General features: G+C 50.7%; 22 protein-coding genes. 20 read left to right on the forward strand and 2 right to left on the reverse strand.

Translation table 11 applies throughout. The features are described from left to right. Positions 1 to 3 precede the first annotated feature (3 nt). The 5 genes from P157_RS0105840 (at position 4) to tsf (ending at position 4,600) form a co-directional block, all read left to right on the forward strand. Positions 4 to 369 (forward strand): metal-sensing transcriptional repressor, encoded by a 366-nt coding sequence (locus tag P157_RS0105840; protein WP_037368162.1) that lies wholly within the window; start codon positions 4 to 6, stop codon positions 367 to 369. A 37-nt stretch (positions 370 to 406) separates the two neighbouring features. Continuing rightward, positions 407 to 775 (forward strand): Hpt domain-containing protein, encoded by a 369-nt coding sequence (locus P157_RS0105845; protein WP_051598519.1) that lies wholly within the window; start codon positions 407 to 409, stop codon positions 773 to 775. Positions 776 to 944: 169 nt separating this feature from the next. Then, positions 945 to 2,615 (forward strand): 2-isopropylmalate synthase, encoded by a 1,671-nt coding sequence (locus tag P157_RS0105850; RefSeq protein ID WP_026760181.1) that lies wholly within the window; start codon positions 945 to 947, stop codon positions 2,613 to 2,615. Positions 2,616 to 2,924: 309 nt separating this feature from the next. Next, complete coding sequence (rpsB, locus tag P157_RS0105855; RefSeq protein ID WP_026760182.1) at positions 2,925 to 3,641, forward strand: 30S ribosomal protein S2; 717 nt, start codon at positions 2,925 to 2,927, stop codon at positions 3,639 to 3,641. A 92-nt stretch (positions 3,642 to 3,733) separates the two neighbouring features. Then, positions 3,734 to 4,600, forward strand: coding sequence for a translation elongation factor Ts (gene tsf / locus P157_RS0105860; protein ID WP_026760183.1), 867 nt, complete (start codon positions 3,734 to 3,736; stop codon positions 4,598 to 4,600). A 172-nt stretch (positions 4,601 to 4,772) separates the two neighbouring features. Here tsf and P157_RS0105865 read toward each other — a convergent pair whose 3' ends face one another. After that, positions 4,773 to 6,182 (reverse strand): acetyl-CoA carboxylase biotin carboxylase subunit, encoded by a 1,410-nt coding sequence (locus P157_RS0105865; RefSeq protein ID WP_026760184.1) that lies wholly within the window; start codon positions 6,180 to 6,182, stop codon positions 4,773 to 4,775. Between the two features lie 260 nt (positions 6,183 to 6,442). Here P157_RS0105865 and uvrC point away from each other — a divergent pair, with 260 nt between their 5' ends. The 10 genes from uvrC to P157_RS0105915 all read left to right on the forward strand — a co-directional run bounded on the left by uvrC (position 6,443) and on the right by P157_RS0105915 (position 15,790). Next, positions 6,443 to 8,269 carry an excinuclease ABC subunit UvrC gene (gene uvrC, locus P157_RS0105870; protein ID WP_026760185.1) on the forward strand — a complete coding sequence of 609 codons (1,827 nt, stop codon included), beginning with the start codon at positions 6,443 to 6,445 and terminating at the stop codon, positions 8,267 to 8,269. Between the two features lie 30 nt (positions 8,270 to 8,299). Continuing rightward, the gene (locus P157_RS0105875; RefSeq protein WP_026760186.1) at positions 8,300 to 9,163 is read left to right on the forward strand and encodes a PHP domain-containing protein; all 864 of its coding nucleotides are present in this window, start codon (positions 8,300 to 8,302) and stop codon (positions 9,161 to 9,163) included. Between the two features lie 218 nt (positions 9,164 to 9,381). Beyond that, positions 9,382 to 9,540, forward strand: coding sequence for a rubredoxin (locus P157_RS0105880; RefSeq protein WP_026760187.1), 159 nt, complete (start codon positions 9,382 to 9,384; stop codon positions 9,538 to 9,540). A 271-nt stretch (positions 9,541 to 9,811) separates the two neighbouring features. Next, positions 9,812 to 10,780, forward strand: a complete 969-nt coding sequence (locus P157_RS0105885) for a malate dehydrogenase (RefSeq protein ID WP_026760188.1) — start codon at positions 9,812 to 9,814, stop codon at positions 10,778 to 10,780. A gap of 117 nt (positions 10,781 to 10,897) precedes the next feature. Then, a complete protein-coding gene (locus P157_RS0105890; protein WP_026760189.1) occupies positions 10,898 to 11,185 on the forward strand; it encodes an FhaA domain-containing protein in 288 nt (95 codons plus the stop codon). 73 nt (positions 11,186 to 11,258) lie between these two features. After that, positions 11,259 to 11,765: a tRNA adenosine(34) deaminase TadA gene (gene tadA / locus P157_RS0105895; RefSeq protein WP_026760190.1), complete on the forward strand. Its 507-nt coding sequence runs from the start codon at positions 11,259 to 11,261 to the stop codon at positions 11,763 to 11,765. A gap of 102 nt (positions 11,766 to 11,867) precedes the next feature. Next, positions 11,868 to 12,719, forward strand: coding sequence for a MurR/RpiR family transcriptional regulator (locus tag P157_RS0105900; RefSeq protein ID WP_026760191.1), 852 nt, complete (start codon positions 11,868 to 11,870; stop codon positions 12,717 to 12,719). A gap of 2 nt (positions 12,720 to 12,721) precedes the next feature. Beyond that, positions 12,722 to 13,486 (forward strand): glucosamine-6-phosphate deaminase, encoded by a 765-nt coding sequence (nagB, locus tag P157_RS0105905; RefSeq protein WP_026760192.1) that lies wholly within the window; start codon positions 12,722 to 12,724, stop codon positions 13,484 to 13,486. Positions 13,487 to 13,499: 13 nt separating this feature from the next. Continuing rightward, a complete protein-coding gene (locus tag P157_RS0105910) occupies positions 13,500 to 14,174 on the forward strand; it encodes an N-acetylmannosamine-6-phosphate 2-epimerase (protein WP_026760193.1) in 675 nt (224 codons plus the stop codon). A 29-nt stretch (positions 14,175 to 14,203) separates the two neighbouring features. After that, a complete protein-coding gene (locus P157_RS0105915) occupies positions 14,204 to 15,790 on the forward strand; it encodes a PTS transporter subunit EIIC (protein ID WP_026760194.1) in 1,587 nt (528 codons plus the stop codon). Positions 15,791 to 15,971: 181 nt separating this feature from the next. Here the strand turns inward: P157_RS0105915 and P157_RS0105920 are convergent, their stop codons facing one another. After that, on the reverse strand, positions 15,972 to 16,676 hold the full coding sequence (locus P157_RS0105920; protein WP_026760195.1) for a hypothetical protein: 705 nt from the start codon (positions 16,674 to 16,676) through the stop codon (positions 15,972 to 15,974). A gap of 169 nt (positions 16,677 to 16,845) precedes the next feature. Here P157_RS0105920 and clpB point away from each other — a divergent pair, with 169 nt between their 5' ends. From clpB to P157_RS13975, 5 genes are all read left to right on the forward strand, one after another. Further along, positions 16,846 to 19,419, forward strand: a complete 2,574-nt coding sequence (clpB, locus tag P157_RS0105925; RefSeq protein ID WP_026760196.1) for an ATP-dependent chaperone ClpB — start codon at positions 16,846 to 16,848, stop codon at positions 19,417 to 19,419. A 101-nt stretch (positions 19,420 to 19,520) separates the two neighbouring features. Beyond that, on the forward strand, positions 19,521 to 19,937 hold the full coding sequence (locus P157_RS0105930; RefSeq protein ID WP_230578448.1) for a GtrA family protein: 417 nt from the start codon (positions 19,521 to 19,523) through the stop codon (positions 19,935 to 19,937). Positions 19,938 to 19,975: 38 nt separating this feature from the next. Then, on the forward strand, positions 19,976 to 21,424 hold the full coding sequence (locus P157_RS13970; RefSeq protein WP_037368165.1) for an ArnT family glycosyltransferase: 1,449 nt from the start codon (positions 19,976 to 19,978) through the stop codon (positions 21,422 to 21,424). A gap of 19 nt (positions 21,425 to 21,443) precedes the next feature. Further along, on the forward strand, positions 21,444 to 22,385 hold the full coding sequence (locus P157_RS0105940; RefSeq protein ID WP_026760198.1) for a glycosyltransferase family 2 protein: 942 nt from the start codon (positions 21,444 to 21,446) through the stop codon (positions 22,383 to 22,385). Positions 22,386 to 22,391: 6 nt separating this feature from the next. Next, entirely contained in the window at positions 22,392 to 23,246 is an 855-nt protein-coding gene (locus P157_RS13975; RefSeq protein WP_037368170.1) for a ChbG/HpnK family deacetylase, read from the forward strand. The last annotated feature ends 55 nt before the right edge of the window (positions 23,247 to 23,301 follow it).

The following is a 23,301-nucleotide window of genomic DNA, read 5'->3' on the forward strand; positions in this document are numbered from 1 at the left end:
GTTATGGAACATAGCAAACAGGAACACCACGAACATGAACATACCCATGTGCTGGCAGACGGCACAGTCGTAACACATTCCCACGGACATGGCCACGGTCACACCCACAGCCATGCCCATACCAAAGCGGTGTTGAACCGCATGTCCCGGCTTATTGGCCACCTGGAGTCCATCAAGACCATGGTGGAGGACGGCCGTGACTGCAGCGAGGTACTGATTCAGCTGTCGGCGGTCAAAAGCGCCATTAACGGAGTCAGCAAGATTATCCTCAAGGACCATATGGAACACTGCATTGTGGATGCCGTGCGGGATAATGATCAGGAGGCTCTCGAACAGCTGAATAAGGCGATTGATCAGTTTATCAAATAATTAAAGCCATAGGTGTTGTAGAAGGGAAGCGAGCTGTATGGAGCAGTTGGACATCAAACAGGTCTTCAGTGATGCAGGTGTTGATTACAATAAAGGATTGGAACGCTTTATGGGAAACGTGGCCTTGTACCACAAATTTTTGCTGAAATTCTTAGGGGATGGATCCTTTGCCCACTTCAAGGAAAGTTTTGCCGCAGGCAATCTGGAAACAGCGGGCAAGCATGTCCATACCTTAAAAGGGACGGCAGGAAATCTCAGCCTCATGCGGCTTTTTGCTGCGGCTGATGAAATGGTGCAGGCTGTTCGGGCTGGTAAGAACTGTGATGAACTAGAGCCTTTGGCCGTGCAGGTGGAAAAAGTTTATGAGGAAACCTGCAATGCCATTCGCTCAGCTTTGAGCGAATGAGCAAAATGGTTTACAAAGTTACACAAAAACCTTGCCAAATTAGACTCTTTGTGTTATCGTAGTATACGACACAAGGAAACGCGTAAATATTGTAAGCCGTTAAAGTAAATCCCTTCGTCTCCTTGTTTAAGGAGATGAAGGGATTTTTTTGATATGGAGGGGAAAGCCGATGAAGAATTATCAGAAATACAGCAAAGGATATTTCATGCCGCCGGAGATTGATCTGGAATGGGCAAAGAAGGATGCTCCTGACAAGGCGCCGGTATGGTGCAGTGTGGATATGCGGGATGGCAATCAGGCCCTGATTATCCCCATGAACCTGGATGAAAAGCTGGAGTTCTACAAGATGCTGCTGAAAGTCGGCTTTAAGGAAATCGAGGTGGGCTTCCCGGCTGCTTCGGAAACGGAGTATGAATTCCTGCGCCGTCTGGTGGAAGATGACCTTATCCCGGATGATGTGACCATTCAGGTATTGACCCAGGCCCGCGAGCATATCATTCGCAAGACCTTCGAGGCGTTGAAAGGGGTCAAGAACGCCATCGTTCATGTCTATAATTCCACTTCGGTGGCGCAGCGTGAGCAGGTGTTCCGTAAGTCCAAGGAAGAAATCAAGCAGATTGCGGTGGAAGGAGCAAAGCTCCTCAAAGAGCTCACGGAAGAAGCCGGAGAAAACTATCGCTTTGAGTATTCGCCCGAATCCTTCACGGGCACGGAACCGGAATACGCTTTGGAAGTCTGCAATGCAGTGCTGGATGTATGGCAGCCTACGGCAGACCGCAAGGCCATCATCAATCTGCCCGTAACGGTGGAAATGTCCATGCCCCATGTCTATGCCATGCAGATTGCCTATATGAATAAGCATTTGAAATACCGCGACAATGTGGTGCTGTCCCTCCATCCCCACAATGACCGCGGCTGCGGCGTAGCCGATACGGAAATGGGGCTTTTGGCCGGCGCTGACCGAGTGGAAGGAACCCTGTTCGGCAACGGTGAGCGCACGGGCAATGTGGATATCGTCACCGTGGGCATGAATATGTTTGCCTTGGGCGTAGACCCAGGACTGGACTTTTCCAACATGTCCGACCTTGTCGATACTTACGAACGCCTGACCCGCATGCAGGTCAGCTACCGTCAGCCCTATGCTGGCAAGTTGGTCTTTGCTGCCTTCTCCGGCTCTCATCAGGATGCCATTGCCAAGGGGATGAAGTGGAAGGACGAGAAGAATCCCGACAAGTGGACGCTTCCCTATCTTTATATTGACCCGCAGGATGTGGGCCGCGAATACGATGGCGACGTCATCCGCATCAACAGCCAGTCCGGCAAGGGGGGCGTGGGCTTTATCATGGAGCAGAAGTACGGCATCGATATGCCCAAGAAGATGCGGGAGGATTTCGGTTACTGCGTAAAATCCGTTTCCGACCACAAGCACAAAGAACTTATGCCGGATGAAATCTATCAGATTTTCCAGCATGAATACGTCAATGTAGCGGACCCCTATGAATTGGTTGATTTCTTATTAAAGAAGGAACCGGACGGTACCCGTTCCGGCACCGTGGACATCAAGATAAACGGCCAGCCGGAAACCTTTGTCGCTAAGGGCAACGGCCGTTTGGATGCCGTGTCCAATGCCCTGCAGAAGAATCTGGGCATAACGTATAAAGACCTTACCTATAGTGAGCACGCTCTCGAAATCGGCCAGCATTCCCGGGCCATTGCCTATATTGGCATTAAGGATGAAGCAGGCACCATCCATTGGGGGGCCGGCATGGATACGGATATTATCACCGCTTCCATACAGGCACTCTTCAGTGCCATTAACCGTATGCAGGCGAGGAAGTAACTACGTTGTAATAGTATAAGGTGAGGTTTACATCTAGCTGCTAAGACGCCCGGTGACTGATAATACTTTCCCTCTGCTTATGCAGGCTTGCCTAACGCGACGGGAAGGCATTATCAGTCACCGGGCTTTGTGCGTAATTATAAAGATAAATATTTTTTGCGGGGTATTGCGCCCCGCTTCTTCTTATGATATAATTTTTCGCGGTGTAAGAAAAAAGCATGGGTTACCGATATCTGCCCTGTGCCTCTTGGTATGGAGGTGGTGCAGAGGATGAGGAGCCCAGAAGAAAAAAACAGGAGGTGCACCAACATGGCAGTTATTTCCATGAAACAGTTACTTGAAGCAGGTGTTCATTTCGGACACCAGACCCGCCGTTGGAACCCGAAGATGGCTAAATACATCTTTACGGAGCGTAACGGTATCTACATCATCGACCTGCAGAAGACCGTTAAGAAGGTTGATGAAGCATACGCATTCCTGCGTGACGTTGCCGCTGAAGGCAAGAGCATCCTCTTCGTTGGTACGAAGAAGCAGGCTCAGGAAGCTATCAAAGAAGAAGCTCTCCGTGCTAACATGTTCTACGTTAACGAACGTTGGCTCGGCGGCATGATGACCAACTTCCAGACTATCCAGAAGCGCGTTAACCGCCTGAAGGAACTCGAAGCTATGGAAGCTGATGGCACTTTCGAAGTTCTGACGAAGAAAGAAGTTCAGGGCCTCCGTCATGAAATGGAAAAGCTCGAAAAGTATCTCGGCGGTATCAAAGAAATGAACAAGCTCCCCGGTGCTCTGTTCGTAGTAGACCCGCGCAAAGAGCGCATCGCTGTTGCTGAAGCTCGTAAGCTCAACATTCCTATCGTTGCTATCGTTGACACGAACTGCGATCCGGATGAAGTTGACTACGTAATCCCGGGTAACGATGACGCTATCCGCGCTGTGAAACTGCTGACTGGCCGTATGGCTGATGCCATCATGGAAGGCCGTCAGGGTGAAGGCGGCGACGCTGAAGAAGCTGCCGCTGAGTAATTGATTACTCGCTCAAGGTAAAACTTATGGGGTAAGGGACTATTATCCCTTACCCTTTTATATTATTTGCGAATTTAGGGAGGAAATAATAAATGGCAATTACGGCTGCAATGGTTAAAGAACTGCGCGAAAAGACGGGCGCAGGCATGATGGACTGCAAGAAGGCTCTGACGGCTACCGATGGTGACGCTGCCAAGGCTGTTGACTGGCTCCGTGAAAAGGGCATTGCCAAAGCTGAGAAGAAGGCTGGCCGCGTAGCTGCTGAAGGTGCTGTAGGTGCTTTCGTTGCTGCTGATGGCAAGACGGGCTGCGTTGTTGAAATCAACTGCGAAACCGACTTTGCTGCTGGCAACGACCAGTTCAAAGAACTCCTGGCTAAGGTTGCTGAGCACATCGTTGCTACGAAGCCGGCTGACATGGACGCTCTGAACGACAGCGAAATCGAAGGCAAGAAGGTTTCCACGCTGATTACCGAAGCTACGGCTACCATCGGCGAAAAGATTTCCCTGCGTCGTTTCGCTTGCTACGAAACCGAAGGCCGTCTCGCCAGCTACATCCACATGGGCGGTAAAATCGGCGTTCTCGTTAACATGACGGGCGGCGACGAACAGCTCGGCAAGGACATCGCTATGCAGATCGCTGCAGCTGCTCCGATGGCTGTTGACCGTGATGGCGTTGATGCTTCCGCTCTCGAACATGAGAAGGAAGTTCTCCGCAAGCAGGCTGAAGAAGAAGGCAAACCGGCTAACATCATCGAACGCATGGTTGAAGGCCGTATCAACAAGTTCTACAAGGAAGTTTGCCTCAACGAACAGATCTTCGTTAAGGATTCCGAAAAGACCATCAAAGACGTTCTGGGCGACGTTAAGGTTACCGAATTCACCCGCTTCCAGCTGGGCGAAGGTATCGAAAAGAAGCAGGATGACTTCGCTGCTGAAGTTGCTGCTCAGCTCAAATAATTAATTTAAGCAATACAACAGGCACTACCGTGAGCTTCTCCGGCGATGCCTGTTTTGAGTTTATTATCAAGATATAGCAATAAAAAAGAACGGTACAGCGTTTTCCGTAACGTTTGAAGCGAAGCTTCTAAGTGAAGGAAATGCTGTACCGTTCTTTGGCTTTTATCAAGAATTATGCGAAGTACATACTTTCGCTGATGGTGTTGGCGAGTTCTTCCTCGTTCATATCCTTGGTATCTTTCGGGGCAGCTTCATAGGCATCCATGCGTTTCTTGATGAACTGGGTGTCAATGTTGCCCGTGCGGAAGTAGGTATCCTTGAGGATTTTCTTGTGCAGGGAAACGGTAGTCTTGACGCCGTCAATGCGGAATTCCTTGAGGGCACGTTCCATGATTTTGATGGCGTCACCACGGGTGCGGCCATGAACGATAATCTTGGCAATCATGGAATCGTAGTAAGGCTCAATGGAAAGACCTGCCGTTACACCGGAGTCGAAACGGACACGCGGGCCGCTGGGTTCATGCAGGAACGTAATCTGTCCCGGGCAGGGCATGAAGTTGTTTTCCGGGTCTTCGGCGTTGATGCGGCATTCGATAGCGTGGCCAGTGAAATTCACATCTTCCTGGGTGATTTCCAGTGCTTCACCAGCGGCAATGCGAATCTGCGTGCGCACGAGGTCGATACCCGTGACGGCTTCGGTGATGCCATGCTCAACCTGAATGCGCGGGTTGATTTCCATGAAGTAGAATTCGTTGTTGGACAGGTCAAGCAGGAACTCAACCGTACCGATATTGGAGTAGTGAACGCTCTTAGCAGCCTTTACCGCCAGTCTGCCTACGCGGTTGCGCATATCCTGCGTGAGCGCGATGGACGGCGATTCTTCCAGGAGTTTCTGATTACGGCGCTGCAGGGAGCATTCACGTTCGCCCAGATGGAGAACTTCACCGTAGTTATCGGCCACAATCTGCACTTCGATATGGCGGGAGCGCTCGATATAATGCTCGAAGTAATATTTGGTCTTGGTAATGTCCACCAAGAGGTTCAGGATGTTCTTGAGGTCATTTTCGTCATGTGCTACGCACATGCCCTTGCCGCCGCCACCGGATACCGGCTTCAGGATAACGGGATAGCCGACTTCAGTGGCAACCTTGATGGCTTCCTCGTTGCTCGTCAGCGGGTCGCTGCCCTTGGCCATCGGAATGCCGGAAGGAGCGATAGAAGCGCGGGCAATGTCCTTGTCACCGACAAGGCGGATGGTTTCCGGCATGGGGCCAATCCAAGTGATGCCGGCTTCCGTTACCTGTTCGGCAAAGTCTGCATCTTCGGAGAGGAAACCATAACCGGGATGAATGGCATCGGCATGGGTTTCACGGGCAGCTTTGAGGATGGCCGGTTTATTGAGATAGCTTTCCAGAGCGTCTTCCGGGCCGACATTGACAGCCATATCGGCAAGTCTCACATGCAGGGCATTGGCATCGGCGTCAGAATAAACAGCCACGGTTTCAATGTCCAGCTCCTGGCAGGCACGGATAATGCGCACGGCGATTTCGCCACGGTTAGCAATTAAAATGCGTTTGAACATAGGATTACCTCCTAAAACTTTACAACTAGATTGGTATTATTGATGATTGTTGTATCATATTGTACAGCAACAGGTATTAAGACCTATTGCTAAACAACTATGGATTGAATTGTAGCACAATTTTTTTGAGGGGTCAATAATAAAGTGAAGGTATCGAATCATTCCTGAAAAGAATAAAGAATCATGTATACAAGAAATTTTCATATTTTTGGTGTATAGTGTGATATTATAGAAAATAAGGATGGGGAGGAAGTGAGATTATGACGGAGATCGTTGAGGAAAAGTTAAAATTACTGCCGGATAAGCCCGGCGTATATATAATGAAGAATGCCGAGGGGCGTATTATATATGTTGGCAAGGCCATTGTGCTGAAGAACCGGGTGCGGCAGTATTTTCAGTCCGGCAAGAATCACACGCCCAAAGTGCGGGCCATGGTTTCCCATATTGCGGATTTTGAAATCATCATGACCGCCTCGGAAGTGGAGGCCCTTATCTTAGAGTGCAATCTGATTAAGAAGCATCGGCCCCGTTATAATATCAGCCTCAAGGACGATAAAAGTTATCCCTATGTGAAGGTGACCCTGCAGGAGGATTTCCCGCGCGTGTTTATCACTCGCAGGATTCTGAAGGATGGAGCAAGGTACTTTGGCCCCTATACGAATGCCACGGCGGTACATGAGAGCCTGAAACTTTTGCGGCGGCTTTTTCCTTTGCGCACCTGCAAGCATTTGCAGGAACGGCCCTGTTTGGAGTATCATATTAAGCGGTGTCTGGCACCCTGCGCAGGCAAAGTAGAAAAAGGCGATTACGATGCCATGATTCGGGCGGTGCTGCTCTTTTTGGAGGGGCGCACCGAGGATGTGGAGCGTGAATTGCAGCTGCGCATGGAGCAGGCGGCCGAGAATTTTCACTTTGAAATTGCGGCACGCCTGCGCGACCAGCTGCTCGCCGTGCGCAAGGTGGCCGAAAAGCAGAATATCGTCACGGGGGCCGGTGACCAGGATGCTATAGGGCTGGCCCGTTCCGAAATCGGTGTTGTCGTGCAGGTCTTTATGATTCGCGGAGGCAAGATGATTGGCCGGGAGCATTTCCTTTTGCAGGGCAGTGAGGATGAAAGCGACGGGCAGGTACTAGCGGCCTTCTTGCAGCAGTATTATCATCGAGCCACGTTTATCCCGCGGGAAATTCTTTTGCCGCTTGAAATTCCGCAGACGGAACAGGAGCTATTGGAAAAATGGCTGTCGGCGAAGAAACAGAAGGCCAAAGTCCAGCTTATCCTGCCGCAGCGTGGTACGAAAAAAGATATTGTGGATATGGCGGCTTCCAACGCGGAGAAATACCTCCATGATGAAGCGGCCCGTATCAAGCAGGCCAATGACCAGACTTTGGGCGCGGTGGAGGAGCTGGGCCGTTATCTGGGCCTGCCCAAACCGCCCGACCGCATGGAATGTTTCGATATCTCCCATAATCAGGGCAGTGAAACGGTGGCGTCCATGGTGGTCTTTGAAGGCGGTTTGCCCAAGAAAAGCGATTATCGGCGGTTTAAGATTCAGAGCACCGAGGGCAAGCCGGACGATTTTCTCTCCATGCGGGAGGTAACGACCCGCCGTTATGTGGATTTGCCGGAGGAAGAACTGCCGGATTTAATTATCATCGATGGCGGCAAGGGACAGCTTTCCTCGGCGTTGGAAATCATCCGCAATGTGGCGGGGCATATGCACGTACCAGTGGTTGGTCTGGCCAAGCAGTTTGAACTTGTGTTCACCGAAGGAAATCCTGAGCCGGTGGTCTTGCCGCGCCATAGTCAGGCGCTCTATCTGATTCAGCGGATTCGTGATGAGGCGCACCGCTTTGCCATCACTTATCATCGCAAACTGCGAGGCAAGCGCAATCTGGTGTCGGTGCTCGACCATATTGTCGGCATTGGGCCGAAACGGCGGCAGGCTCTTTGGAGTCACTTTGGCAGTATCAATAAGATTAAGGCGGCCACTGTGGAGGAGCTGGCTATGGCTCCTGGTATGAATAAGCCTGCGGCGGAAGCCGTGTATAATTTCTTCGCGGCTCAGGCAGAGTTAAGAGGTAAGTAAATTTTTATAGATGTGGATAGTGAGGATATAATGAAGAAAATTGATTTGCACGTACATTCTCTGGTGTCGGATGGCAGCTTTACGCCGGGAGAATTGGCGGTTCATGCCAAGGAGCAGGGACTGGCAGCCTTTGCGCTGACGGACCATGATGTGATTGCAGGCTCGGATGAGGCGGCAGCTGCCGCCGAAAAGGCTGGCGTGGAATTCATCAATGGCATGGAACTGACGGCAGATTTTCAGGGGCTCAAGATTCATGTGGTATGCCTAGGATTTGATGCGCAGAATCCTGCCTTTCAGGCCATGTATAAGAAAATCCGTGCTATTAAGGAAGGGCGCATTGAGGATATCATCGAGTTTGTGCGCCGCAAGGGCTTGGACATCAGTCTGGAAAAGGTACAGGAATTCACCTATAAAGGACTATTGGACCGTTATGCGGTAATGCGTTATCTGGTGTCCCTGCATCTCTACGATAGAGCCCAGCCCCTTTGGGATAATTACCTTGACCCGGCAGTGGTGGAGATGGGGCTGAATTTCAATATTACGGCGGAAGAGGCTCTGCCCATTATTCACGAAGCGGGCGGCATAACGTCTTTGGCACATTTCCATAAAAATATCGGGTTGGGAAGTTTGGACAACCGCCAGCAGCAGGAACAGGCCATTGTGGAATTGCATCGTTTGGGGCTTGATGGCATGGAACGGTTCTACCCTAATTACTCTGCCGAAGATGAGGAGTTTGCGGCGCAGATGATTCAGAAATATGATTTGCTGCCTACGGGCGGGACGGATTTCCATGGGACGAACCGGCCCGGGATAGAGATGGGGACGGGAATGAATGGTAATATTGCCGTGCCCTATGATTTTTTTCGAGGCGTTAAGGAACGGCTTGGGAAATAATTTTCTTGCTTGGCAGGATTTAGCTTGAATTGGATAGAAGTTCCTAACTAGTAACAGAGTGGTTGTGTGTACTTTTCTTTGATGCAAAGAAAAGTACCAAAAGAAACCTCAGCCTGAAATCCCATCACGGGATTTACGGCTGACGGCGCTCGTCCTTGAGCGCCGGGCGACGATATACCTTTATGGGTTCGTGGTGTTAGGTGTTAGGAGGGCTTGTGATGAAGACTTGGGTTTGTACGGTTTGTGGCTGGATTTATGATGAGGCGCAGGGCGACAGTGAGTATGATTTGGCTCCGGGTGTGGCTTTTGCGGATTTGCCGGAGGATTTTGTCTGCCCTCTGTGCGGTGTCGGCAAGGATATGTTTGAAGAACAATAGGATAGCTTTTTAGGGGAAATGACCGGTCAGTTTTGACTGGTCATTTTTCTTGTTAGCAGGTCATAAGACTATTAAACAAATTTATGATAAGATAAAAAATAATAAAAATATTTGCCGCTTTTTGTTGATTTTTTCGTCCTACTTTGTTATAATTATCACGTAATGAATCATAAGTGTGATTCATAATTCATGGCATTCCGAAAGCGGTTTCTATTATAGTTATTTAGTTGGTTTCGGGAGTCGCTTTCTAATTCTAAGGAGGCATTTGATTATGAAGGTAACAGTTGTTGGTGCAGGTAACGTAGGCGCTACCGTAGCAAATGTGCTGGCAGTAAAGAATTTCTGCAGCGAAGTTATGCTGGTGGACATTAAGAAAGGTTTTGCTGAAGGCAAGGCTATGGACATCATGCAGACGGCACATCTTCTGAACTTTGACACCACGGTAACGGGCGTTACGGCTGAAATCGGTGACGAAAACGGCTATGCACCGACGGAAGGTTCCGATGTTGTCGTTGTTACTTCCGGTATGCCGCGTAAACCGGGCATGACTCGTGAAGAACTCATCGGCGTAAATGCAAAAATCGTCAAAGGTGTTGTTGACCAGGCGCTGAAGTATTCTCCGAACGCTATCTTCATCATCATCTCCAACCCGATGGACGCTATGACGTTCCTGACGCTGAAAGATTCCAAGCTGCCGCGCAACCGCGTTCTCGGTCAGGGCGGTATGCTCGACAGCAGCCGTTTCCGTTATTTCCTGTCCAAGGCTCTGCAGGAAGCTGGCTATCCGGCAACTCCGACCGACATCGATGGCACGGTTATCGGCGGCCACAGCGACAAGACCATGGTTCCTCTGACGAGCCTGGCTACTTATCGTGGCATTCCTGTTACCCAGCTCCTTACGAAAGAACAGCTGGATGACGCTGTTGCTCAGACCAAGGTTGGCGGCGCTACGCTGACTGGCCTCCTCGGCACCTCCGCTTGGTATGCTCCGGGCGCTGCTGCTGCTGCAATGGTTGAAGCAATCGCTCTCGATGCCAAGAAACTCATGCCCTGCTGCGTATACCTCGATGGCGAATACGGCGAAAAAGATCTCTGCATCGGCGTACCCGTTATCCTCGGCAAGAACGGCATGGAAAAAATCGTTGAGTACAAGCTGGAAGGCGACGAAAAAGCTAAGTTTGATGAAAGCGTAGCTGCAGCCCGCAACACCAACTCCAAACTCGGCGATGCGCTGAAATAAGAAATTCAAGGCTGCCCCTTCGGGGGCAGTTTTTATTTTGCCAAACTATTAAGTTTCAGCTGTAGAAAGACGATATATACTGTGTAAGGCAGTTTGCGGAAAAGGAGGTGCTGCCATATGTTAGACCGGATTGAGCGCGTGGCCCGGGTAAAGGGCGTGGAATCGGCTATTGACCGTTCATTTGAACGGAAGGAAGGCTATAATGAGTCCAAGAAAAACAAACAATCCTTTGAAAAAGCTCTGACAAAAGAAATGGACAAAGAAGTTCGTCCCGCTAATGAGGCAGGCCTCGGAGTTCCCAATGCCTACCGGCTGGAGCTCTCCGCGCGTCCTACCCAGTCCCTGTTTTATCGCGAGATGGTGGATATCAGCGATATTGAAGGGAAAATTAATACAACGGTATAACCATAGTCAAATAAATCTCCCTGTGCTAGAATAAGTACAGGGAGATTCTTTATGCAGGAGGAAAGATTCATTCATGCAAGATGATGTTTATTATATGCGGGAGGCGCTCAAAGAAGCACAGATTGCCTACGATTTGGAGGAAGTTCCCATCGGTGCCGTGCTGGTGGATAATGAGACGGGAGAAATCGTAACGCGGGGCCACAATATGCGCGAAATCTGGCATGATGCCACGGCGCATGCCGAACTGATTGCCATACAGAATGCCTGCAGGGATTTGGGTCGCTGGCGCTTGTCCGGGCTGACCCTTTATGTCACCATTGAGCCCTGCCCGATGTGTGCCGGTGCCATCGTCATGAGCCGCGTAGACCGGGTAGTTTACGGCAGTACCGACAGCCGGGCGGGAGCCTGCGAGTCCGTGTTTAATATTCCCGGCAATGAGCAACTGAACCATCGTCCTGAGATTACAGCAGGCGTCCTGCAGGAGGAATGTGCGGGTATCATGAAGCGTTTCTTCAAGGAACGGCGGGATAAGAAGAAAAAAGAAAAGGCCATGCTAAGCAATGTTGACAAGTCAAATTGACTTGTCAATTTTTGTTTATATGAAAATAATTTGCGTATTTTGCATCGAAATGGTATTATGTAATTAAAATATGAAATAAATTTTCGCGTAATGAGGTGTGACATGAAAATATTGCCACAGATGGACAGGCCCGCATTCCGGCCTTCCAAGCTGGATCAAAAATTGCTGGCGTATCTGCGGGAGAATGCCGGAAAGGTTCCTCATATGACGATTTCTCAGCTGGCGGAGGCTTGTGGCACAGGCGAAGCAACGGTGACCCGCTTCGTCAAGAAAATGGGGTATGGCAGTCTGCAGCAGTTTAAGGTGGCACTGGCGGCCGAACTTACGGAAAACAGTCGGAATTTTATCATCAACCGTGACATTGACGCGCATGAATCGGCATTGGTGACAGGCCGCAAGCTGCTCGAAGCGAATGTCAGCACGCTGGAGAGGACTTTGGCGGCTCTGCCGGAGGGCTTGATTGAAAATTGTGCCCAGAAGCTGCTGGAGGCTAGAAGGATTCGCTTTATCGGCTTGGGTAATTCCGGTTTTACGGCGCGGGATTCGGCTTATAAGTTCTACCGGATTGGCCTCGAAAGTGCGGGTCTCGACAACAGTCACGATATGTTTATGATGGCGGCTTTGGCGGGCAAAGGGGATGTGATTGTGGCCGTGTCACAGTCCGGGCAGTCACCGGAACTTTTGCAGACATTACAGCTGGCACATAAGCAGGGAGCATATTGCATGCTGGTTACGGCTGATGGAGCAGCGGGGCATCAGGAATTTATTGACGCCTGCATCATTTATGAAGCCAAGGAATCCCTGCTCGAAACCGGCTCTATCAAGGCGAAACTCGCGCAGTTTTTCGTGATGGATTTGCTCTATACCCAGGTGGTTAAGAAGATGCCGGAGCAGGCTTTGGAAAATAAACGGCGTACAGCAGAGGCCGTGCGCATGTTAAATGGGGAGGAATAGTTATGCGTTTAATCGTTACCGATTCCTACGAAAAGATGGGGATGGAGGCTGCCAATATTGTGGCGGGGCAGGTATACCTGAAGCCCAACAGTGTTTTGGGGCTGGCCACGGGCAGTACGCCTGTTTCCATGTATCAGCGGTTGGTGGCAGTTCACCAAAGTGTGGGGCTGGATTTTTCCGAGGTGACAACTTTTAACCTCGATGAATACATCGGCATGAGCCCGGACAATCCCCAGAGCTACCACTACTTCATGCAGGAAAATTTTTTCCGGCATATCAATATCCGTCCGGAAAATGTCTTTTTGCCCAACGGCATGGCAGAGGATATGGTGGCAGAAGGGGAGCGCTACGAGCAGTTGATTGAGTCCAGAGGGGGCATTGACCTGCAGGTGCTGGGCATTGGTCAGAATGCGCATATTGGCTTTAATGAGCCGGATTTGAAGTTTGCGGCTACCACGCATAAGGTCGAACTGGACGAGGAAACCATTCAGGCCAATTCCCGCTTTTTTAAGAGTGCGGCGGAGGTGCCAAGGTATGCCATCAGCATGGGCATCAAGACGATTATGATGGCCGAACATGTCATACTGCTGGCCAATGGGCGCAACAAGGCCGAAGCGGTGCGCAAGGCCGTCTGCGGGGATGTGACGCCGGAGGCTCCGGCTTCCATCCTGCAGCTGCACCGGGATGTGGTGGTTATCGTGGACAGGGAGGCGGCTGCTTTGCTGCCACCCATTATCCGCGGTGTCAATATAACCTATAAAGAATGAAGGGAGCGATTGGATGAGTTTTTTGGCAGATGTGCAGGGAAAGCTCATTGTATCCTGTCAGGCTTTGCCCGATGAACCGCTGCACAGTTCGTTTATCATGGGACGCATGGCGCTGGCAGCTAAGGAAGGAGGGGCAGTGGCTATCCGGGCCCAGAGCAGTGATGATATCCGGGAAATCCAAAAGGTGACCGGCCTGCCGGTTATCGGTCTGGTCAAGCGGAATTATGAGGATTCCCCCATATACATCACGCCTACCATGGCCGAGGTGGAGGATTTGCTCACGACAGACTGTGAGATGATTGCGCTGGATATGACGGACAGACCACGGCCGCAGGGGGAAAAGCTGCCGGATTTGCTGGCTAGAATTCATGAAGGCGGCAGGCTGGTACTGGCGGATATTTCCACCTACGAGGAAGGCATGGCTGCGGCAAAATTGGGGGCAGATGCCATTTCGACTACCTTGTCTGGCTATACGCCGTATTCGCCACAGCTTTCCGGTCCGGATGTCGAGCTTGTGACGGCGTTGAGCCGGGATTTGGACATTCCGGTATTTGCCGAAGGCCGCATCAATGTGCCGGCGGATATTCAGCGGGTCATGGCGGCAGGTGCCTATGCACCGATTGTGGGGTCAGCCATTACGCGACCGCAGCTGATTACGGCAAGATTCGCGCAGGCTTTGTCTGTGTGAAGCATATAATTTTATAAGGGGGATTATTCATGGATTTGTTTGCACAGAATCAGGGGAGCAACAGTTCCTTGTTTGCTAAAGCACAGCGCTTTGGCAAGTCTTTTATGCTGCCGATTGCGGTATTGCCGGCAGCTGGTATCTTGCTGGGGATTGGTGGGGCTTTGTCCAATCCTAATTCGGTGAAGGCGTATCCGTTCCTGGATATTGGCTGGCTGCAGAATGTGTTCACCATTATGGCGGCAGCAGGCAATGTGGTCTTTGCCAATCTGGCGATTCTGTTTGCCATCGGCATTGCGGTAGGTCTGGCCCGCTCCGATAAGGGGACGGCAGGACTGTCGGCAGCACTGGCACTGTTGGTTATGAATTCCACCATCAATGCTATGCTGAAGATTACGGGAACGCTGGCTAAGGATAATTTAGCCGGGGTCGGTCAGGGGATGGCCCTGGGCATCCAAACTTTGGAAACGGGTGTATTTGGCGGTGTAGCCGTAGGTATCATGACGTATTTATTGCATGCCCGTTTCAACAAGATTGAACTGCCGCAGTTCTTAGGCTTCTTCGGTGGTTCGCGGTTCGTGCCCATCGTGACCTCCTTTTCCGCCATCTTTTTGGGTGTGGCCATGTTTGTGATTTGGCCGCATTTTCAGCAGCTGATTTTTGGCATGGGCGGTCTGGTGGAATCCACGGGTTATATCGGCACTTTGATTTATGGTTTTGTGCTGCGTATGCTTGGCCCGTTCGGTCTGCATCATATCTTCTATCTTCCCTTCTGGACCACGGCTCTGGGCGGCGCGGAAGTTATTCAGGGCCAGCTGGTGGAAGGTACGCAGCGGATTTTCTTTGCCCAGCTTGGTGATCCGAATACGACGCAGTATTACATCGGCATTTCCCGGTTCATGTCCGGCCGCTTCATCACCATGATGTTTGGACTTTTGGGTGCCTGCCTGGCCATGTATCATACGGCAAAACCGGAGAAGAAAAAACTGGTGGGCGGCCTCCTGCTGTCGGCTGGCCTGACTTCCTTCCTGACGGGCATCACGGAACCCATCGAGTTCTCTTTCCTGTTTGTGGCACCGATGCTCTATGTGCTCCATGCCTTCTTTGATGGCTGTGCCTTCATGCTCGCCCATATCCTGCAGATTACCGTCGGCCAGACGTTCTCCGGCGGCTGCATCGATTTGATTCTGTTTGGTATTCTGCAGGGGGCAGACAAGACCAACTGGATTTACATTCCCATGGTGGGCATTCCCTGGTTCTTCCTCTATTACTTCTCCTTCAAGTACCTGATTCTGAAGTTTGACTTCAAGACGCTGGGCCGCGAAGATGAGGATGAAGTGGTGGAAGCCGCCGACATTCAGAAGGTGGCCGGTCATAAGGATGCAGAGCGCACGGAATTAATCATCAATGGTTTAGGCGGCCGTGCCAACATTGTGGAATTGGATTGCTGTGCAACCCGTCTGCGCGTCACCGTTAAGGATGGCAGCAAGGTCAGTGAACGCATGCTCAAGGAAAGCGGCTGCCGCGGCGTCCTGCAGAGCGGCACTGGAGTTCAGGTCATCTACGGCCCGCAGGTAACGGTGATTAAAAATGAACTGGAAGAAGTATTGAGTTTCTGACCGGTCAATGAATAGACGTGGAAAAGACTGCGAAAATGACTGTTAATAAAGCAATATCATAACAAAAAAGCCCGGTATAACTGTTTCTGGAGCGTTTGAAGCGCAGCTTCTCAGCGGAAGAAACAGTTATACCGGGCTTTTATTATGGAATGGACAATATTATCGAATCAATGGTGGTATTTTATATATCCCAATGCAGCATATCCGGATTCGGCGTTGCTTTATCCACTTCGGTCAGAATCCACGCCGCATTATCATGGGTAGCGGCAAAGGCCTTTTCGAGTCCTGCCTGATATTTTTCGGGAATCTCCATGGCGTGAATGGCCATGTGCATATAATCCTTAGCCACAAGCGTTACACCGCGGGTAGCGGCCAGCTGAGCCTTGAAACGGTAGCCGTAGTAGAGGTAGCTGTTGTGCTCGATGGGGATGTCCTTGTAGGCTTCGATGCGTTCATCCACTTCCTTTTCGGCATCGGCGGTGAGGTTCATCTTGTGCATGAGGTTCCAGCGGTCAGCCCAAAGCTCGCCGCGCAGGATGTACTTGTAGAGAAAATCAGTGCCCTCGGCAGCTTCAATCGCTTGATTGATATGGGAGAGGGCTTCGTCAAACTTCCCCTGTTCCTTTTCCAAGGCGCTTAACTTCTGCAGGGCAAAGGCGTATTCTTCGACTTCTTCGCTGTTTTCTTCATTATAATCTGCTTCGACTACGCTGTGGAAAAGTTCGCTGGCCTCGTCCTTTTTATCGATTTCGTCCATGGCGAGGAAGTGGGCAAGTCTCGCCCGTGCCCGCCAGCTGTCCATGCCACCGGCAAAGAGATTTTCGGGCGGATGGGCCTTGGAGTCCATTACGAGATGTACCAATTTATGAAATTCATTCTGTGTCATATTGCAATCCTCCTGCATTTATCATGTTTCCTATTATACATGAAATCGGAGAAGAAAACTAGAATTAAAGTCAAAAAGTCAGAAATAGTATTTGACTTTTTGACTTTATCCTGTATAATAAGGGTAAAGATGATGTTGGTAATAACCGCGAAATTACGGAGGAAATATTATGGGACAGGAAAAATACACCGCAAAAACCATGGCGGCTTTGCAGGCTGCCCAGCAGATGGCGGCGATGCGCTACCATCAGGAAATCACATCCCTGCATGTGCTGTTGGCACTAGCCAAGGAGCCGGAAGGACTCTTGACGGATATCTTTAACGAATGCAAGACGGACTTGCCGATGCTCAAAGCCCGTTTGGAACAGGAACTGGGCAAGATTCCGAGCGTCCGGGGCACAGACCGCCTTTCCATGGGCATGGATATGGTGCGCGTACTGGCGCGGGCCGAGGAGTTTGCCAAGTCCATGAAGGACGATTACCTTTCCACGGAACATCTGCTCTTAGGTCTGGCCGAAGATGGCAGCAGTGATGTGCAGTCCATCTGTAAGGAGTTCAAGCTGACCAAGAGCAATATTCAGGGCGCCATCAAAAAGTACCGCAAGCAGAATGTCACGAGCGAAAATCCCGAAGAAGGCTATAAGTCGCTGGAAAAATTCGGACGCGATTTGACGGCAGCTGCGCGGCAGGGCAAGCTTGACCCGGTGATTGGCCGTGACGAGGAAATCCGCCGCACGATTGAAATTCTCTCCCGCCGCACGAAGAATAACCCTGTGTTGATTGGTGAACCGGGTGTAGGCAAGACGGCGATTGTGGAAGGTCTTGCCCGCCGTATTGTGGCCGGGGATGTACCGGAATCGCTCAAAAACAAGACGCTCTATTCGCTCGATATGGGCTCTTTGATTGCCGGCGCAAAATTCCGCGGCGAATTCGAGGAACGCTTGAAGGCGGTACTCAATGAAATCGTCAAATCCGATGGGCAGATTCTGCTTTTTATCGACGAAGTGCACACGGTTGTCGGTGCCGGTGCCGCCGAAGGCGCTATGGACGCGGGCAACCTCTTAAAGCCTATGATGGCCCGTGGGGAACTGCGCTGCATTGGTGCGACAACCCTCAATGAATATCGCAAGTATATCGAAAAGGATACGGCTTTGGAGCGCCGCTTCCAGCCGGTCATGGTCGGCCAGCCAAGTGTGGAAGATACGATTTCCATTCTGCGCGGCCTTAAAGAACGCTATGAAGTACATCATGGCGTGCGCATTCGCGATGCGGCTCTGGTATCGGCAGCGGTCCTCTCTGACCGCTATATCTCCGACCGCTTCCTGCCGGATAAGGCCATTGACCTTGTGGATGAAGCAGCCGCCAAGCTGCGTACGGAAATCGAATCCATGCCGGCACCGATTGATGAAATCCGCCGCAAAATCATGCAGCTCGAAATCGAAGAACAGGCCTTGAAGAAGGAAACAGACGCGGCATCACAGGAAAAACTCGCCGAAATCACGGAGGAAAAAGCCGATTTGCAGGCGCAGGAAAACACGCTCAAGGCAAAATGGGACAGTGAAAAGCAGGCCATTTTGCGCGTGCGGGCCATCAAGAAGGAAATCGACGAGGTCAACAGTCAGATGGAAAGTGCTGAACGCGCCTATGACCTCAACCGCCTGTCGGAACTCAAATACGGCAAGCTTCCGCAGCTGCAGCAGCAGTTAAAGGAAGAAGAAGAAAAGATTGCCGCCCGCGCCCAGGGCGAAACCCTGCTCAAAGAAGAAGTGGGCGAAGAAGATATCGCCAAGGTCATCAGCCGCTGGACGGGGATTCCCGTCAGCAAGATGCTCACGGGCGAACGGGAAAAACTCATTCATCTCGAAGATGTGCTCCATGAGCGCGTAGTTGGGCAGGATGAAGCGGTCAAGGCCGTCAGCGAAGCCATTCTGCGTGCCCGCGCCGGCATCAAAGACCCCAACCGCCCGATTGGTTCCTTTATCTTCCTTGGCCCGACGGGCGTAGGCAAGACGGAGCTGGCCAAGACACTGGCCGAAGCGCTCTTTGATGATGAGCGCAGCATGATTCGCATTGATATGAGTGAATACATGGAAAAACACAGCGTGGCCCGTCTTATCGGTGCGCCTCCGGGATATGTGGGTTATGATGAAGGCGGCCAGCTCACCGAAGCAGTGCGCCGCCGTCCCTACAGTGTTATCCTGCTCGATGAAATCGAAAAGGCACATCGTGACGTGTTCAATGTCCTGCTGCAGATTCTCGATGATGGCCGCCTGACCGATGGCAAGGGCCGTGTGGTGAACTTCAAGAATACGGTCATCATTATGACCAGTAACTTGGGTTCCCACGAAATCCTCAACAAGGATTATGAAGAAGCCCAGACGGCGGTCAAGGATATTCTCAAGGATTATTTCCGTCCGGAATTCTTGAACCGTGTGGATGATATCATCGTGTTCAAGGCACTGGCCAAGGAACAGGTGAAGAATATCGCCGGTATTCTGCTGAAAGCTCTGGGTGAACGGCTGGAACGCCAGGTCAAAATCACCCTGGGCTGGAATGAAGATGCGCTTACAGCGCTGGCTGACCAGGGCTTTGACCCCAACTTTGGTGCCCGCCCCTTGCGCCGACTTCTGGTGCATACCGTCGAAACGGCTCTTTCCAAGGCCATTATCCGCGGGGATGTGCAGGAAGGCGATACGGTGAATATCGGCTTTGCAAATGGTGAGTTTACCTTTACAACGGCATAAGAAAATTTTGTTGAGGCTGTCCATAAAAATGGGCGGCCTCATTTACATCTCAGCAAAATGATGATACTATAAGAAATAGTTTTGAAAATGGAGGAGTGGGAGTGAAATTGACCTGGCTGCATAATATGGCAAGTGAATTTTTCACCGTTGCTTTTTTTAAGTTCCTCGTAGTGGGGGTCATTAACACCTTTGACTGTTCGCTGTTTGCCATGCTGTTGATGATGCTCAGCATAGATGGCAATCTGGCTTTTAACCTTGGGTATCTTCTGAGTAATATGCTGGCTTATGCCTTGAACAGCTGGTGGATTTTCCCAGAACCACTGTCCTGGCGGAGGTATGTGAAATTTATGATTTCGTATATACCAAATGCTGTTATCGAGAACGTAATTGTGGTCGTGTTCTATAACTGGCTGGGTGCGCCGCCTTTGGTGAGCTTCCTGCTGGCGGCAGTTTTGGGGATGCCGGTGACTTATATTTTGGTGAAATGGTTTGCCTTTGATCGGCGCTTTAGAGATTGAATAATATACGGAGAATTTAGAAAATTGGAGGACGTTGTATGAAGCAGGAGCATAAGGTAATAGTGGGGCTGACTTTAGCCTGGTTATTACTATATGTATTGGGGAATAATTTTTTGGTCATCACTGACCCGGTGGAAGGTAATTACGCAGAAACGGCCAGAGAAATGCTGGCTGCAGGCGATTATTTTTCACCGCAGATTTATGGCAATTATTGGTACGACAAGCCCATCATGTTCTATCTGGAATTGATTGCGGCGTTTAAGCTGTTTGGCTTATCGGACTTTTCGGCGCGTTTTTTCCCAGCCATCATGTCCTGGTGCGGCATTATGCTGACCTATTGGACAGGTAAGCGTTTCTATAATCAGCGGACGGGTCTGTACGCTGCTGTGCTGATGATGCTCTCCTTGGAATATTGGTATCTGGGGCATGCTGTCATCACGGATATGACGCTCTTTATCGCCGAGTCGGTATCGCTGATTGGCTTTTACATTGCCTATACAGAAAAGAATATAAAGTGGTATTATGCGGCTTTTGCCGCCTCTGGCATTGCGGTATTGACCAAGGGGCCTATCGGCCTGTGTCTGCCGGGGCTTATCATTATGCTGTTCCTGCTCTGGCAGCGGGATTTCAAATTCCTGTTTAATCGTCACACGCTGGGCGGCTTTGTGCTGTTCTTTGCCGTTGTCAGTCTTTGGTATGTACCCATGTATCTGCAGCATGGCAGCGATTTTATCCTGACCTTCCTGGGCGTTCACAATGTGCTTCGGGCAACTGTTTCGGAACATCCGCGGGATGATGTTTGGTATTATTATACGTTGATTTTTATGGCAGGCTTTTTCCCGTGGTCCTTTGTCTTTGTACCGGCAAAAATCAGGCAGTGGTTTAAGGAACGCCCCTGCCTGCCGCAGATGCCCAGAGAGCGTTTCCTTTTGCTCTGGGCCGTGACGGTATTTGTGGTTTTCCAGAGCTTTGCAACTAAGTATGTCAGCTATACCTTCCCATATATGATACCGGTCGCCCTGTTGATGGTGTCCTGGTTCCAGCAGCATGTCAAACTCTTTACCCGTATGGCCGGTGCAATGGCCGTAACCTATGTGGCCTTGTTGTTCCTTGTGGCTGCGCCCATCATGCATGAGCGTTCTGCCCATGATATAGCTGTGATGGTGAAACCGCATCTGACTGCTGATACGCAGGTGTACTGTTTCAATTGCGGTGAGCCCGCTTCCTTTGCGTTCTATACGGAGACGATACCCCGCCGTCTGGAAAGCAGGGAGCGCATCGATGCTAAGAAAAATAAAGAGATATCCTGGGATGCCAAGAATGTCATGTCCTTAACGGCTTATGACGAGGTTTCGGACGATAGACCGGTTATGGTGATTACTAGCGTGAATAATTATGAAGCGTTGAATAAAGCCGTTCCGGGACAGTGGCAATCGTTGGGGGCAGCTGGTGAATATCAGGTTTATTACCGGCCCGCAGCAAAGTGAAAGAAGATGTTAAGTAGCAATGAAAAAAGTATCGATTGTTGTACCAGTTTTTAACGAAGAAAAAAATCTGGTTCATTTTACGCAGGCTGTACATGAGGTAATGACGAAAACCAGCTACGCGTTTGAACTGATTTTTGTAGATGATGGTTCCAGTGATGACAGCAGCAAAATTCTGGATGAGTTGTCCGTGCAGTACGAACAGGTCAAACCGATTTTCCTGTCGCACAACTACGGCCATCAGATTGCCCTGACCTGCGGCCTGGATCATGCCAAAGGGGATGCGGTGATTACCATGGACGGGGACATGCAGCATCCGCCTGCACTTTTGCCGGTATTGCTGGGCAAGTGGGAGGAAGGCTATGAGGTCGTGCAGACCATTCGTGAAGCTACGGAAGGTGTCTCGTTCTTCAAGAAACTGACGTCCAAGTATTATTACCGCTTCCTGAATATGATGTCGGAAACGAAGGTTTATCCCGGCGGTTCGGATTTTCGCCTGCTGGACAGAAAGGCTTGTGATGCGCTCTGCCGCTACCGTGAACATGACCGTTTTATTCGCGGCATGGTGGGCACGCTGGGCTTTAAGCAGACCATTTTGCCCTTTACGGCGCCGGAACGCTTCGCCGGGGAATCCAAGTTCTCCGTGAAGAAGATGAGTAAGCTGGCCATGGATGGCATTTTGGGGTACTCCGTTGTTCCCCTGCGCCTTTCCTTCTATCTGGGCAGTGTGTTTGCCTTGTTCAGCATTTTGCTGCTGGGGCATGTGATTTGGGAATTTTTGCATGGCAACGTGGTTACCGGCTGGACTACCATCATGGTTTGTGTGGTTTTGTTCAGCGGTGTGCAGTTGATGATTCTCGGCATCATGGGCGAATATATCGGCCGTATCTTCAAAGAAGTGAAGAATCGTCCTTTATACTTAACGCGTGAAGAACGGGAGAAAACTGCCGGACAGGGAGAGTGAAGTGTAATGCAGCGTGGATTATTGCTGAATGCCGATGACTTTGGCAGACATTCGCTGATAAATGGCGCGGTGGAAAAAGGTGTTGCGGAAGGCTGCCTGCGTTCTGCCAGCTTGATGCCCGGGGAGCCATGCTTTTCTGAGGCAGTGGCGCTGGCCAAGAAATATCCCCAGTTGGGAGTGGGGATTCATTTTACGCTGGTGGATGGCAATCCCGTTTCGCCGGCAGGAGAAATTCCCACACTCGTTACGCCGGAGGGCAAATTTCTGCCGAATCACACGGCTTTTGTCAAAAAATATCTGCAGGGCGGGATTTCGCTGGCCGAGGTTCGCACAGAACTTACGGCACAGCTCGATAAGGTTTTAGCGGCAGGTATTACGCCCACCCATGCTGACAGTCATCAGCACATCCATATCCTGCCGGGAATTTTCCCTATCGTGTTGGATATACTGGAAGCACATGGCATCAAGCGGGTGCGCACGCCTAAGGTCAGCGGACGGCCGATGGATTTCTTCATAGGCGGTTTGGGTCAGATTATTGGCCGCTGGGGACTTTGGACGATTTCCGCTTTTGGCAAATGGCAGGCCGAGGGGCGTGGTTTTGCGACTCCGGATTATTTTTCCGGCAAGGTGGCCGGGGATGCCGTGGATGAAGCTACGGTTTTATCTATTGTTGAGGAAATGCCGGCCGGCGTGACAGAGGTCATGCTGCATCCGGGATTGTCCAATACCGAACTGGTCAAATACAGTGGCTGGGAACATGATTACGAAGCTGAATATGCGGCCAGCTGCTCGCCTAAACTCAAGGCACTGCTGGACGAAAAAGGCATTGTCCCTGTAAACTATGCGGATATGGAGCGATAAAATTCCTTTCCTTATGTAATAGTAGTTCACTATTTATAAAAAATATGTTAAAATA

It is taken from the genome of Selenomonas ruminantium AC2024, from assembly GCF_000687995.1.
Lineage (GTDB): Bacteria > Bacillota > Negativicutes > Selenomonadales > Selenomonadaceae > Selenomonas_A > Selenomonas_A ruminantium_B.